The sequence below is a fragment of the Nonomuraea sp. 3-1Str genome (assembly GCF_031570565.1).
Taxonomy (GTDB): domain Bacteria; phylum Actinomycetota; class Actinomycetes; order Streptosporangiales; family Streptosporangiaceae; genus Nonomuraea.
Map to the genome: position 1 here is coordinate 73,049 of NZ_JALHBK010000031.1, position 13,350 is coordinate 86,398.

At 73.0% G+C, this 13,350-nt stretch carries 13 protein-coding genes; 8 read left to right on the plus strand and 5 right to left on the minus strand.

Translation table 11 applies throughout. The features are described 5' to 3' along the window. Positions 1-73 precede the first annotated feature (73 nt). On the plus strand, positions 74-919 hold the full coding sequence (locus MTP10_RS34995) for an alpha/beta hydrolase (RefSeq protein ID WP_310715164.1): 846 nt from the start codon (positions 74-76) through the stop codon (positions 917-919). Positions 920-998: 79 nt separating this feature from the next. On the opposite strand, the gene MTP10_RS35000 is transcribed toward MTP10_RS34995, so the two are convergent. The 3 genes from MTP10_RS35000 to MTP10_RS35010 all read right to left on the minus strand — a co-directional run bounded on the left by MTP10_RS35000 (position 999) and on the right by MTP10_RS35010 (position 3,448). Next, positions 999-1,712: a hypothetical protein gene (locus MTP10_RS35000; RefSeq protein ID WP_310715165.1), complete on the minus strand. Its 714-nt coding sequence runs from the start codon at positions 1,710-1,712 to the stop codon at positions 999-1,001. A gap of 292 nt (positions 1,713-2,004) precedes the next feature. Next, complete coding sequence (locus MTP10_RS35005) at positions 2,005-2,838, minus strand: metalloregulator ArsR/SmtB family transcription factor (RefSeq protein ID WP_310715166.1); 834 nt, start codon at positions 2,836-2,838, stop codon at positions 2,005-2,007. Between the two features lie 97 nt (positions 2,839-2,935). Continuing rightward, the gene (locus MTP10_RS35010) at positions 2,936-3,448 is read right to left on the minus strand and encodes a GNAT family protein (RefSeq protein WP_310715169.1); all 513 of its coding nucleotides are present in this window, start codon (positions 3,446-3,448) and stop codon (positions 2,936-2,938) included. A gap of 197 nt (positions 3,449-3,645) precedes the next feature. On the opposite strand from MTP10_RS35010, the gene MTP10_RS35015 reads away from it, so the two are divergent. Beyond that, positions 3,646-3,882 (plus strand): FitA-like ribbon-helix-helix domain-containing protein, encoded by a 237-nt coding sequence (locus MTP10_RS35015; protein ID WP_310715171.1) that lies wholly within the window; start codon positions 3,646-3,648, stop codon positions 3,880-3,882. Further along, entirely contained in the window at positions 3,879-4,265 is a 387-nt protein-coding gene (locus MTP10_RS35020; RefSeq protein WP_310715174.1) for a type II toxin-antitoxin system VapC family toxin, read from the plus strand. The genes MTP10_RS35015 and MTP10_RS35020 overlap by 4 nt, the downstream gene beginning before the upstream one ends. Positions 4,266-4,483: 218 nt before the next feature. Here MTP10_RS35020 and glnA read toward each other — a convergent pair whose 3' ends face one another. Then, positions 4,484-5,845, minus strand: coding sequence for a type I glutamate--ammonia ligase (glnA, locus tag MTP10_RS35025; RefSeq protein ID WP_310715178.1), 1,362 nt, complete (start codon positions 5,843-5,845; stop codon positions 4,484-4,486). A gap of 156 nt (positions 5,846-6,001) precedes the next feature. On the opposite strand from glnA, the gene MTP10_RS35030 reads away from it, so the two are divergent. After that, a complete protein-coding gene (locus MTP10_RS35030; protein ID WP_310715180.1) occupies positions 6,002-6,547 on the plus strand; it encodes an EF-hand domain-containing protein in 546 nt (181 codons plus the stop codon). Between the two features lie 8 nt (positions 6,548-6,555). After that, positions 6,556-7,569, plus strand: a complete 1,014-nt coding sequence (locus MTP10_RS35035; RefSeq protein ID WP_310715182.1) for a terpene synthase family protein — start codon at positions 6,556-6,558, stop codon at positions 7,567-7,569. Positions 7,570-7,578: 9 nt separating this feature from the next. Here MTP10_RS35035 and MTP10_RS35040 read toward each other — a convergent pair whose 3' ends face one another. After that, the gene (locus tag MTP10_RS35040; protein WP_310715185.1) at positions 7,579-8,547 is read right to left on the minus strand and encodes a DUF5937 family protein; all 969 of its coding nucleotides are present in this window, start codon (positions 8,545-8,547) and stop codon (positions 7,579-7,581) included. Between the two features lie 60 nt (positions 8,548-8,607). On the opposite strand from MTP10_RS35040, the gene MTP10_RS35045 reads away from it, so the two are divergent. The 3 genes from MTP10_RS35045 (at position 8,608) to MTP10_RS35055 (ending at position 13,334) form a co-directional block, all read left to right on the plus strand. After that, positions 8,608-9,801 (plus strand): MFS transporter, encoded by a 1,194-nt coding sequence (locus tag MTP10_RS35045; protein ID WP_310715189.1) that lies wholly within the window; start codon positions 8,608-8,610, stop codon positions 9,799-9,801. A 97-nt stretch (positions 9,802-9,898) separates the two neighbouring features. Further along, complete coding sequence (locus tag MTP10_RS35050; protein ID WP_310715191.1) at positions 9,899-11,806, plus strand: histidine kinase; 1,908 nt, start codon at positions 9,899-9,901, stop codon at positions 11,804-11,806. 82 nt (positions 11,807-11,888) lie between these two features. Next, positions 11,889-13,334, plus strand: a complete 1,446-nt coding sequence (locus MTP10_RS35055) for a BTAD domain-containing putative transcriptional regulator (protein ID WP_310715193.1) — start codon at positions 11,889-11,891, stop codon at positions 13,332-13,334. Positions 13,335-13,350: the final 16 nt, after the last annotated feature.

Sequence of the window (13,350 nt, forward strand, 5' to 3'; positions counted from 1 at the left end):
CGGTGCCGTACGGGAGGAGACGACAGGTCCCCGGGCGTACCGGACCGAGAGATCTGTCCCTAGGATCCCGTCCATGAGGGTGGACGAGGTCGGCGGGCTGCGGCTCGCCAGGTTCGGGGACGGTCCGCGGGTGGTCATCGCGGTGCACGGGATCACCGCGTCGCTCATGGCGTGGGCGGCGGTGGGGCGGCGGCTGCCGGACGGCTGGTCGCTGGTGGCGATGGACCTGCGCGGCCGGGGGCACAGCGCCGGGCTGCCCGGGCCGTACGGGCTGCCCAGGCACGCCGAGGACGTGCTGCGCGTCGCCGACCACGTGGGCGCGGACAGCGGCGCGGTGCTGGCGGGGCACTCCATGGGCGCGTACGTGGCGGCGCTGGCGGCGGCCCGGCGGGAGTTCGCCCGGGTCGTGCTGGTGGACGGCGGCCTGCCGCTGCCGCTCCCGGCCGGCACCGACCCGGACGCGGCGTTGGCGGCCACGCTCGGCCCCGGGCTCGCCCGGCTGTCCCGCACCTTCGCCACGCCCGAGGACTACGTGGCCTTCTTCCGGTCGCACCCCGCCTTCGTGAACGCCTGGAACGACGACGTCGAGGCGTACGTCCGCTACGACCTGACCGGGCCGCCGGGGGCGCTGCGCTCACGCGCCGCCGGGGAGGCGGTGCGCGAGGACGGCCGCTGGCTGCTGACGGAGGCGGAGGAGATCGGCGCCGCGCTGACCTCGATCACGGCCCCCGTCTCGCTGCTGCGGGCGCCGCGCGGGCTGCTCGACCAGGAGACGGGCATGCTGCCGGACGAGCTGGCCGCCGCCTGGACGGCCCGGCTGCCGCTCCTGGAGGACGAGGTGGTGGCCGACTGCAACCACTACACGATCCTGTTCGACGAGCGCTGCGCGTCGCTGGTCGCCGCCCGCCTCACCGGCTGAGCCCCGCACGGGTCCCGGCATGCGAACGGCCCCGGAACCTCGTGGGTTCCGGGGCCGGGAAGCCGACGTCGTCAGGGCGTCAGCGGGGAGCGATCCAGGTGGCGCGGGCGGCGGCGACCAGCGTGCCGTCCACTTCGTAGATCGCGCTCTCGCCGAACAGCTTGCGACCCTCACGGCCGGTGGCGCGGGCCACGGCGGAGTAGGCGCCGCCCGGGTACACGCGCCGGTGGATCTGCAGGGTGAGCCGGCCGAGCAGCGCCGACTCGCCGGGCTGGAAGTGCGCCCAGCCCGTGATGCAGTCGAGCACCGCGCCCACGATCGAGCCGGGAACGCCGTCCTCGTCGGCCACCGTGTGCGGGACCCGCCAGCCGGCGGCCACCACGTCCTTGCCCTCCACCGGACCCGGGAAGACGCGCAGGCCGTCGCCGGGCTCACGCAGGCCGCAGGCGAAGCACTCGGGGAAGGCGTGACCCTTCCAGCCCGCGAAGCCGGCCTCGGCCCGCGCCGCGTCCTTGAACGGGACGAACTCGGGGGCGTCGAGGTCCTGCGCGACCGGGATGGCCTCGACGAGCAGCCGGTCGCCGTCGGAGAGGGTGACGGTGTTGGCGACGTGCTCCAGCCGCAGCTCGGTTTCCAGCGGGGTGGGGGCATGGAGGGTGACTTCGACGGCTGAGCGGTTGTCGTTGAACGCGTCCGCCATGGTCCCGGCTATCCAGCCGCCGTTGGCGACGCCCACCGGTCCCCGGAAACGCTCGGGAACGGTCAACACGGTCTGCAGGGCAGCCGTCGTCATGCCTCACCCTCCCATATCGCTCTGACAAGCGAAAATCCGAAATTTCAAATAAAGCAGGCCGATATTACCGGAGATCCGGATGGCCTGTGTCGGCAGGGATGGCTGTCCACCAGCCTGCACCAGGATCCAACACTCCGGACCCACCAGAACCTTCCCGCTCAGCCGTACCGAAGTGCGACGCGCCCGCGGCGCGGCTCCCGGGAGGGCTCGTGGGGGTGGCGGAAAAGCCGTACCCGTAAGATACGGGCGCTAAATTGCACGCATGTGTCTTCGGCGTGAGAAGTGATGCTGATCACTCCGCGAAGCTCTCTCGCATCCCCGGGCGCGGGGACGCCGTCGAGCCCTCCGGGAGGGGCTCGCCCGTCTCCAGCAGCGTCTTGAGGCTGGACAGGATCTGCGGCCATCCCCCGCTGACCGCCTCCAGCACGGGGCTCCCCGGCTCGAACCCGTCGTGCACGACCGTCAGCCTGACCTGCCGCCCGGCCTGCTCGATCTCGAACGTCACCCTGGACCGCCGCTCCCCCGACACCCGCGCCAGCCACTCCTCGCCGAACCCGTACCTGTGCGCGAACTCCGGCGTGAACGTGTGCCAGGTGTACGACAGCCGCCGGTAGGGCTCGGCCTCCAGCACCACCTGCTCCGGGTCCTCGAACGTCATCCCGTCCTGCTCCCAGACCATCGCCGACCCGGTACGCCAGTCGGTGCCGAAGGTGGCGCCCCAGTAGCGGCGGGTGAAGGCGGGATCGGTGAGCGCCTGCCAGAGCCGTTCCGGCGTCGTGTCGATGTAGGTGGTGTAGACGAACTCGGGCCTGTCCATGGGGCTCTCCTCCAGGGCGGTCTTGAGGTCGGCGAGCGCACGCGCCCGCTCACGGTCGTACCGGCGGATCCAGCGGTCGGCGATGGCGTTGACGGGCTCGGCGTTGAGGTAGTGCAGCTTCACCCGGCCGCGTCTGACCGTGCTGACCAGGTTCGCGGCCTCCAGCACGGCCAGGTGCTTGCTGACCGACTGCCGGGCCATGTCCAGCCCGGCGCAGAGCTCGCGCAGGGTCTGCCCGTCGCGGGCGTTCAGACTGTCGAGCAGCCGCCGGCGACTGGCGTCGGCCAGCGCCTTGAACACGTCGTCCATCGTCACCGTCCACAATAGGCAGCCATTTGGCTGCCTATTCAGGCTAGTCGATGACGTTACGCGCACACCAGTGCCACGGAGCAGCCCCGCGCTCCGGTCAGGCTGAGGGGCTCCATGCCTCCCGCGGCAGGCTCATCGTGACCGACGTCCACCACTCGTCGCCGACGAGGATGCTCCGCGGATGCACCCGGCCGGCCCGGAACCCGAGCCGTTCGTAGATTCGCCTGGCCGAGTCGTTGTGCGCGTAGACGCCCAGCTCCACCCGCTCGACAGCGGGGTCCGCGAACGCCACGCCGAGCGCGGCCTCCACCATGGCCGCCCCGCACCCCCGGCCCCGCGCCGCCGGGGCCACCAGCACCATGCCGAGCCGCACGGACGCGCCGCCCGGCTCCCCCCGCAGGCCGACATGGCCGACCAGGCTCCCGTCCGGGCCGGTCGCGACCAGGAGGCGGCGGGCGGGATCGGAGGCTCGCAGGTCCAGCAGCTGCCGGCCGTCGAACGGCCAGGTGAACCCCGTCTTGCCGGACCAGACGACCAGCGCCTCCGGGCCGTCGATCCACGACGCCACGACGGGGGCGTCGTCCGGTTCGAGCGCGCGCACACGTATCACCAGCCCATGGCTATCGGACCACTCGTTTCCCGGTCAAAGACGGCGTCCTCACCAAGGACGACTTCCAGCTCGCCGCCATCGCCGCCCCCCCTCGGACGCCCGCGAATCGTACGACCGTCCACAGCTTGCGGTGGAGATCCTGCGCGATGGCAGCTGTACACATATCTCACATGCAGAAAAAGCATTATGCTTGCACCATGGACGCCACCTTGCAGGTCAGAGGGCTGGATGCAGAAGTGGTCGCGGAGCTGAAGGCACGGGCCGCGCGTAAACGCATGTCGCTGTCCGCGTATGTGGCCGACATCCTCACCGAGGTCGCCGCCACTCCAGCCCCGGACACGATCAGAGGACGGCTGGAGGCGCTTCGGTCGCTCGGCGGCGGGGCGAGCCACGAAGACGTCGTCACCGAGATACGGAAGATCCGCGAGTCGTGATCGTCATCGACAGTTCAGCGCTCGTCGAAGCCCTGGCCGGAGACGCCCCCGCAGACGAACTGCTCGCTCGCGTCGCCGAAAGCCGACTCCACATCCCCTACCTGCTGGACTACGAGTTTCGCAACGCCATGCGCGGTCTACTCCTCGGCGGGAAGATCAGTGAGGCCCGCGCCGAGGGAGCCCGAACCGTCAAGGCCGGCCTGCCCTTCATCCGTCACGCCGACGACCTGACGGCCGATCGCGCCTGGGACCTGCGAGCGAACTTCAACGGCTACGACGCCACCTACGTCGCCCTGGCCGAAATGTTGGACTGCGTCCTCGTCACCACGGACGAGAAGATCTACAAGGTGGCCCGCAAGTACATCGACGTCGATCTCTGCTGACCTCTCGATCGATCTCCTCTGGCGAGCCTGGCACGGCTGTCCGGCCTTGGGAACAGGATCGATTCGCGGAGCGGCCTCTCCCCCGGCCGGCGTCGCGGGGGTGCGGGGGCCGGCAGGCCCCCGCTCCTGGGGTCGAAGGGGGCGGAGCCCCCTGGGCAGCACGCCTGAACGTCTCCACGCGCGAAGCGCGCCCTCCCGTGAAGACCTCGCCCCGCGCCTTACAGCACCGGCAGGTACCGGTCGAGCTCGAACTCCGTCACCTGCCGCCGGAAGTCGCGCCACTCCGCCCGCTTGTTGCGCAGGAAGAAGTCGAAGACGTGCTCGCCCAGCGTCTCGGCCACCAGCTCGCTCTGCTCCATGACGGCGATGGCCTCGTCGAGCGACTGCGGCAGCGGCCGGATGCCGAGGGCGCGGCGCTCGGCGCTGGTGAGGGTCCAGACGTTGTCCTCGGCGGCGGGCGGGAGCTCGTACCCCTGCTCGATGCCCTTGAGGCCGGCGGCGAGGACGAGGGCGAAGGCGAGGTACGGGTTGCAGGCGGAGTCCAGCGAGCGGAACTCGATCCGCGTCGAGCCGCCCTTGTGCGGCTTGTACATGGGCACCCGGACCAGGGCCGAGCGGTTGTTGTGGCCCCAGCAGATGTAGGAGGGGGCCTCGCCGCCCTGGCCGGCGATGGCCTCGGCGCCGCCCCAGAGCCGCTTGTACGAGTTGACCCACTGGTTGGTGATGGCGGTGATCTCGGCGGCGTGCCTGAGCAGGCCGGCGATGAACGAGCGGCCCACCTTGGACAGCTGGTAGTCGGCGCCGGCCTCGTAGAAGGCGTTGCGGTCGCCCTCGAACAGCGACATGTGGGTGTGCATGCCGGAGCCGGGGTGCTCGGTGAACGGCTTGGGCATGAAGGACGCCCAGATGCCCTGCTCCAGCGCCACCTCCTTCATGACCAGGCGGAACGTCATGATGTTGTCGGCCGTGGTGAGCGCGTCGGCGTAGCGCAGGTCGATCTCCTGCTGGCCGGGGGCGCCCTCGTGGTGGCTGAACTCGACGGAGATGCCCATCGACTCCAGCATCATGATCGCCTGGCGGCGGAAGTCGTGGCCGGAGCTGTGCGGGGTGTGGTCGAAGTAGCCGCCGGAGTCGATCGGCTCGGGCCGCCGGCCGGGCTCGGGGCGGCTCTTGAGCAGGAAGAACTCGATCTCGGGGTGGGTGTAGAAGGTGAACCCCATGTCGGCGCACTTGGCGAGCGTGCGCTTGAGCACCCACCGCGGGTCGGCGTGGGACGGCGAGCCGTCGGGCATGAGGATGTCGCAGAAGATGCGGCCCGCGCCGGGCGTCTCGCTGCGCCACGGCAGGATCTGGAACGTCGCCGGGTCGGGCTTGGCCAGCATGTCGGCCTCGTACACGCGGGCGAAGCCCTCGATGGCCGACCCGTCGAAGCCGATGCCCTCGGCGAAGGCGCCCTCCAGCTCGGCCGGCGCGATGGCCACGGACTTGAGGAAGCCGAGGACGTCGGTGAACCAGAGCCGGATGAACCGGATGTCGCGTTCCTCGAGTGTGCGGAGCACGAACTCCTGCTGGCGGTCCAAGGCATCCCCTCATGAAGACAGTCAGTCATCGTGTCCCTACCAGCATGCCGTGTCCGTGTTTCGCACACGTTACGTGGGGCGCCGGTGCGAGCCTCGCTGACAAACCGCCCGCCCCGACCTACTGTGATCACGCAGTCGGTCTCGGGGGAGGCATGGGTGGCCATCGACCTGCTCAATCACAAGCTGGATCGGGCGTTCGACCACATCGACGCGGGCGGCGCCGGCTCGGTCGAGCGCGAGGACCTGCTGGGCCTGGGGGCGCGTGTCCTGGTGGGCTTCGGCGAGTCGCCGACGTCGGTCACCGGCAGCGGGCTCGTCGACGGTTTCGACGCGATCTGGGCGGCACTCGCGGACGCGCTCGGCCGCGACCGCGAGTCCCGGCTGTCGCGGGAGGACTTCCGGGAGGGCATGCGCGGGGCGTTCGTGTCGGGTGACCGGTACGAGCCGGTGTTCCGGCCGGCGACGGTGGCCGTGGCGGCGCTGTGCGACCCGGACGGCGACGGGCTGGTCGGGCGGCGCGAGTTCCGGACGATGCTCGGCGCGTTCGGCACCGCGTACGACGACGTGGACGTGGCCTTCGACCGGCTCGACCGGACGGGACGCGGGACGCTGACGGTGGACGAGCTGGTCGCGGCGGCTCGGCAGTACTACACGGGCGAGGACCCCGGCGCGGCCGGCAACTGGCTGTTCGGGCCTTTGTGAGCATCCCCGTGATCGCTACCGTGCGGACCGCGCTGCGCTCCGTGCTGCACTGGAAGCCGCTGGCGCCCGCCCCGCGCGCCGGTGAGCCGGAGGCTCCCGGTGCGGGCGAGCAGCCCTGGACGGGCGGCGGCGCTGCCGCGCTGATGGCGCTGACGGAGCGGGTCCCGGCACTGGCCGCGCCGTGCCGGATGCACCCGGCCGTGTACGCGATCGAGGCGGCCGTGGCCGACTGGGCCAGGCGCACCGGGCTGGAGGCGGACCCGGGCGTGGGGTTCCACCGGATCGCCGGGCGGGCGCTGGCCGAGTTCGACGCCGCCGCGGCGGCGCTGTTCGCGCAGTGGCTGACGTGGCTGTTCCACCTGGACGACGAGATGGACGAGGGGCCGGGCCGGCTGGAGATCTTCCAGGGGCTGCTGGAGGGCCGTGCCGCGCATCCGCTGGAGTCGGCGTTCGCGGACCTGTGGCGGGTGACGAGCGTGCGGATGAGCGACCAGTGGCGGGCCAGGTTCGCCGCGAACCTGCGGCGCCACCACGACGCCTGCCGCGCGCAGGCGGCCAACCGCGCGGCGGGCCTCGTGCCGACGCTGCGGCAGTACCCGGCGCTGCGCCGCGCGACCGTCGGCCCGTACGTCTTCGACCTGGTCGAGCCGTGCCTGCGGGTGGAGGCCCCGGCGTGGCTGCACGGCTGCGAGGCGTGGCGGGAGCTCGTGGACGCCTGCAACGACGTGACGGCGTGGTGCAACGACGTGGCGTCCCGGGCCAAGGAGCGCGGCGACGGGCACAACCTGGTGGTGGTCGCGGCGCGCGAGCTGGGGCTGGCGGAGCCGGAGGCGGTGGCCTGGGTGCTCGACCGGATCGCCGAGCGCTGCCAGGACATGAACCGGGCGGCGCGGCGGCTGCCGCTCGACGAGCTGGGGCCGCGCGTGGCGCGCGACGTCAGCAAGGTCGCCTGCGCGTATCTGGCGGCGCCGCGCGCGCACATCGACTGGCTGGTGGAGTCCACCCGGTACGCGCGCCCGTGAACACCCGGGTCAGGGGGCGTGGAGGGCGAGGGCGTCGCCCGTCGGGGTGCGCCGGTAGACGACCTCCTTGCCGACGCGCAGGCCCATGGCCAGCCCGCTGTCGCTGAGCACGCCGAGGTGCTGGCTGACCGCGCCCCGGGTGATCGCCATCCGGTCGGCCAGCGCCGACGTGGTGGCCGGCTCGGCCAGCGCGAGCAGGATCCGCGCCCGGCTGCGTCCGATGAGCGCGGCGAGCGCGCCGGGCGCGGGCGGCGGTCCCTGCTCCCACAGCGTGCCGACGCCGGAGACCGGGTAGACGAGCATCGACTGGTACGGCTCGGTCATGACGGCCGTGGCGGGCCAGAAGAACGCGCTGGGCACCAGCAGCAGCCCGTCGCCGTGCAGCCCGCCGATCGAGCAGGTCCAGGGCCGCTCGACGACGAGCCGCTCCCCCGTCCACGACACGGCCGGGTCCAGCCCGGCGAACAGCTCGCGCGCGCCGCCCGTGGCCAGCAGCCGCGACCTGCGCAGCACGTCCCGCTCCAGCAGCGCGTACACGCGCGGCCAGAACTCGGCCAGGCACGTCTCCCAGTACGCCTCCAGCGCGTCGGCCACCCGGGCCACCCCGGCCGCCGGGTCGGCGCGGAACCGCTCGATCACCGCCCGGTCGGAGCCCACGACCCTGGCCGCCTCGGCCCGCGCCCGCTCCGGCGGGGTCCGCCGGACCGTCTCCAGCTCGGTGGCGAGGTCGGGCAGCGGCGTGTCGGGCGGTGGGGTGACGAAGTCGACGAGGTAGCCGTCCGGGGGCACGAGCGCGAACAGCTCCTCCATGTCCAGCCCGGCCAGACGAGGACGCACGCACTTGATCCACGGCAGGTGCAGCGACTGCCGGGCCGGGTCGCGCAGCGTCCGGAGGCTGGCGACCAGCTCCCACAACGGCGAGAACGCGAACCTGATGCGTGCCACGTCCTCCGGTTTCAGCACCCATGTCACCGCCACACGTTTTAGTGTGCCCTAAATCGTTCGCCGATCGTGGCCGGATTCATCACCCTTTGATCCGTGAGTACGCCCCTGATGGACAAGCCCGGTTTTCTGCGGTCCGCGCTCGGCGGGCTGCCGCGCCCGTTCTGGGCCCTGTGGAGCGGCACGCTGGTGAACCGCCTGGGCACGATGGTCATGCCGTTCACCGGCGTCTACCTGACGCAGGAGCGCGGCATGCCCGTGGCGGCGGCCGGGGCCGTGATGGCGGTGTTCGGCGCCGGGTCGCTGCTGTCGCAGCCGCTGGCCGGCGTGCTGGCCGACCGGATCGGCCGCCGGGCCACGCTGGCGGGCGGCATGCTGGCCACCGCCGCCGTGATGCTGTGGCTCGGGGCGAGCACCTCACTGGCCACGATCACGGCCGCGATGTTCCTGCTCGGCCTGGTGATCGACGTCTACCGGCCCGCCTCCAGCGCGCTGGTCGCCGACCTCGTCTCGCCGGAGGAGCGCCCGCGCGCCTACGGGCTGCTGTTCTGGGCGATCAACCTCGGGTACGCCCTCGGCATGACCGTGGGCGGGCGGCTGGCGGGGATGGGGTTCTCCTGGCTGTTCTGGATCGACGCGGCCACCTGCGTGGCGTTCGCGGTGCTGGTGTGGCGGGCCGTCCCGGAGACTCGCCCGGAGGCTCAGGAGTCGACGGGCGGCTTCGGGGTGGTGCTGCGTGACCGGGTGATGGTCGGGTTCACGCTGGTCATGCTGGGCAACACGCTCATGTACTCGCAGACGGTGACGATGCTGCCGGTCGCGATGACCAAGGCCGTGGGCCTGCCGACCGGCGACTACGGGCTGGCCATGGCGCTGAACGGGGTGCTCATCGTCGTCGTGCAGCCCCTGGTGTCCGGGTGGCTGGGCCGCCGGGACCCGTCGCGGACGATGGCGCTGGGGCTGGCCGTCATGGCGGCCGGGTTCGGGCTGACCGCGTTCGTCACCACCGTCACGGGGCTGGCGCTGACCATCGTCGTGTGGACGATCGGGGAGATCATCACGGCCGGCATCGCCGGAACCGTCGTGGCCCGGCTGGCGCCCGCCCACCTGCGCGGCCGGTACGCGGGACTGTCGGGGTTCGCCTGGTCGGCGTCCTCGGTGCTGGCCCCGCTCCTCGGCGGGACACTGCTGGGGGTCGGGCCGCAGGCGCTGTGGTTCACGATCGGCGGGCTGGGACTGGTGTCGGCGGCCGGCATGCTCGCCCTCGGCCCCGCCGTCCGCCGCCGCTGACCTCCACCCGGCGTTGAGCGGCTGTTGATCGGATGGTGGCATCCGCCCGATATTTTCCTCCCCAAGCGAAGTCCACGGGGTCGAAAGGACGGGTGGGATGCGCCACGCCGGACGGGCGCGAGGGGTGGCGATCGGCCTCGCCGCGCTGGCCGTCGTCTTCGAGCTGACCGACATCTGGGTGACCGCCCAGCTCCCGCAGCCGTCGTACACGCCGCTGCCGTTCGCGCCCGAGGACGTCGCGGGCACGGCGTTCTCGCTGTTCGGCGCGGTTCTCGTGCACAGCAGGCCGCGCCTGGTCATCGGGTGGCTGCTGGTGGTGGGCGGGCTGGGCTCGGCGGCCAACATCCTGGCCGCGAACCTCAACCTGCTCATCGACGGCCCGCCGCTGCACTGGCCGATCGTGAACGTCACCTGGCAGGTCGGCCAGCTGACCCTCGGCGTCCTCCTGCCGCTCCTCTACCCGACCGGGAGGCTGCCGGCCAGGAGGTGGGGGTGGGTGGCCGGTCTGGCCCTGGCCGGCATCGCCCTCGACTGGGCCGCCCTGTCCGTCCGCAGCCATCCCCTGCGGGAGGCGGCCCACTGGACGGTCGCCGCCGCCATGGGGCTGGCGTTCGTGTCGCTGGCCGTGCGGTTCGCCAGGGGTGACGCGGTCGAACGGCGGCAGTTGCTGTGGCTGCTGGTGACGCTGCCCGGGCTGCTCGTCCCGTGGATGCTCGGCGACCCGTTCTGGTGGCTGGCGTCGCTGGGGATCCCGCTCATCCCGGCGGCGATCGCGGTCGCGATCCTGCGGTACCGGCTGTTCGACATCGACACGCTGATCAGCAGGGCCCTGGTCGGCACCGGCCTGCTGGTCATGGTCGGCGGCGTCTACCTGGCGGCCGGGGCGGCGTCGAGCCTGTTGCTGTCGGGGGTGGACCGGGTGGCGGGGCTCGTGGCGGCGCTGTTCGCCGGGGCGTTCTTCCAGCCGATGCACCGGCTGTTCCAGCGTGGTGTGGACCGCCTGCTCTACGGCAGCACCGGCGACCCGGACGCGCTGGCCGAGCGGCTCAAGCTCCACCTCCAGCTCGCCGACCCCGGCCACGGGCTGCTGGCGACGCTGGAGGTGCTGCGCGAAGGGCTGTCCGTGACGGGCGTCGCGGTCGAGGTCGACGACGTCACGACCGTGGCGGGCACGCTCGGCGTCCCGGCCCGCACGGTGCCGCTCGTCCGGCACGGCACGCCGGTGGGCCTGCTGCTGGTGGGGCCGACGGAGCGGCGGCGGTTCCCCGCCGCGCACGACGAGCGAGTGCTCGCGACGATCGCGCCGTTCATCTCGGACGCCGCCCATGCCGTACGGATGACGGCCGCGCTCCGGCACTCGCGTGAGCGGATCATCACGGCCCGCGAGGAGGAGCGCCGGCGGCTGCGCCGCGACCTGCACGACGGCCTCGGGCAGTCGCTCAGCGGCATGGCGATGTCCATCAACGCGGCCCGGCTGACCCTGCGCCACTCCCCCGAGCGCGCCGAGCGGCTGCTCACCGACCTGCGCGCCGGCATGGACACGGTCACCTGTGACATCAGGCAGCTCGTGTACGGCCTGCGCCCGCCCGCGCTGGACGAGCTGGGCCTGGCGGGAGCCGTCGAGGAGCTTGCCGGGGCGCCGGTCGAGACGTCAGGCGGGCTGACCGGGTTGCCGGCGGCCGTGGAGGTGGCGGCGTACCGCATCGTGCAGGAGGCCCTGACGAACGCGCGCAAGCACTCCGGCGCCACCCGGATCGACGTCACGCTGCGGCGCATCACCGAGGCGGCCCCGGGAGGCGGCCTCACGCGGGAGGCCGCGGGCAGCGGGCGGGCCGCCGTGCTGCGGGTGGGCGTCGCCGACGACGGGTGTGGCGTCCCGCCGGACGCGCGGGCCGGCGTGGGGCTGTCGTCGATGCGCGAGCGGGCCGCCGAGCTGGGCGGCACCTGCGTCGTACGGCCGCGCGAGGGCGGCGGCACCGTCGTCCAGGCGGACCTCCCGCTGTGAAGCCCCTCGCCGCCCTGCTGCGCAGCACTGTAGGAAAACGCCATATCTCCCGACATCCAACGGCTCTACGCTTACCTCTGCCATGCTGACATTCACCGCGCTGGGACCGTTCCATGCCTGGTCCGACGGCGTCCCCCTCGATCTCGGCGGCCGGCGGCAACGAGCGGTGCTCGCGCGCCTGCTCGTGGCCGGGGGCCGCGCCGTGCCCGTGACCACGCTCATCGACGAGCTCTGGCCGGGAGACCCGCCCGCGCAGGCGCTGTCGACCATCCAGGGGTACGTCTCGCGGCTGCGCCGCGCGCTCGAACCCGGCCGCGCCCCACGCGAGGAGGCCGGGGTGCTGGTGTCGGCCGCCCCCGGCTACGCGCTGCGCGCCGGCGGCGAGCAGGTGGACGCCTGGCGGTTCGAGAGCCTCGTCCGGTCGGACGGCGATCCGGCGCGGGTGTGGACGGCCATGGAGGAGGCCCTCGCGCTGTGGCGGGGGCCCGCGCTGGCGGAGTTCGCCGATCTGACGTGGGCGGGCACGGAGGCGGGACGGCTGGAGGAGCTGCGGCTGATCGCGGTGGAGCGGCGCGCCGGCGCGGGGCTCGCGCTCGGCCGGGCGACGGCGCTGGTGGCCGACCTGGAGGCGCACGCCTCGGCGTACCCGCTGCGCGAGGAGGCGTGGCGGCTGCTGGCGCTGGCCCTGTACCGGACCGGCCGGCAGGGCGACGCGCTCGGCGCGCTGCGGCGGGCGCGGTCGATCTGGCGGGACGAGCTGGGGCTGGATCTGACCAGCGGGCTGCAGCGCCTGGAGGGCGACATGCTCGCCCAGCGTCTGGAGGAGCCGCCCGCGTCCCCGGCGCCCCCGGTTTCCCCGGGGTCCCCGCTGCGGGTGCTGGTGGCCGACGACCAGGCGCTGGTACGGGCCGGGCTGCGTACCGTCCTGAGCGACGAGGCCGGGCTGGAGCCGGCCGGTGAGGCGGCGGACGGCGAGGAGGCGATCGCGCTCGCCCGGGAGACCCGCCCCGACGTGGTGCTGCTCGACATCCAGATGCCGCGCCTGGACGGCCTGGCCGCCGCGCGCCGGATCCTGGCGGACGAGCGCCCGCCCAAGGTGATCGTGATGACCACGTTCGGCAGCGACGAGAACCTGTACGCGGCGCTGCGGGCGGGCGTGAGCGGGTTCGTGCTGAAGACGTCCCCGCCGGAGCAGCTCGTGGCCGCGATCCGGGCCGCGGCGGCCGGCGACGCGCTGATCGACCCGGCGGTCACGACGCGGATCATCGCCGGGTTCGCCGGCCGGACGGATCCGGGCTCTCCCCCGGCGCTGGCCGGGCTGTCCGACGACCGGATCGACGTGCTCAAGCTCGTGGCCCGCGGCCTGACGAACCAGCAGATCGCGCGAACCCTCGCCCTGGCCGAGCCCGCTGTGGCGGCCGAGGTGGCGGCGCTGCTCGATCATCTTGGGCTCATCGACCGGGCGCAGCTCGTCGTGGCCGCCTACGAGTCCGGCCTGGTCACCCCCGGGACGGCCGTCGGAAGATAACCCGCTTCTCGTCGCC

Coding starts and splice junctions, on each gene's coding strand:
- MTP10_RS34995 (WP_310715164.1), top strand. CDS start 74: ATGAGGGTGGACGAGGTCGGCGGGCTGCGGCTCGCCAGGTTCGGGGAC.
- MTP10_RS35000 (WP_310715165.1), bottom strand. CDS start 1,712: ATGACGACGGCTGCCCTGCAGACCGTGTTGACCGTTCCCGAGCGTTTC.
- MTP10_RS35005 (WP_310715166.1), bottom strand. CDS start 2,838: ATGGACGACGTGTTCAAGGCGCTGGCCGACGCCAGTCGCCGGCGGCTG.
- MTP10_RS35015 (WP_310715171.1), top strand. CDS start 3,646: ATGGACGCCACCTTGCAGGTCAGAGGGCTGGATGCAGAAGTGGTCGCG.
- MTP10_RS35050 (WP_310715191.1), top strand. CDS start 9,899: ATGCGCCACGCCGGACGGGCGCGAGGGGTGGCGATCGGCCTCGCCGCG.
- MTP10_RS35055 (WP_310715193.1), top strand. CDS start 11,889: ATGCTGACATTCACCGCGCTGGGACCGTTCCATGCCTGGTCCGACGGC.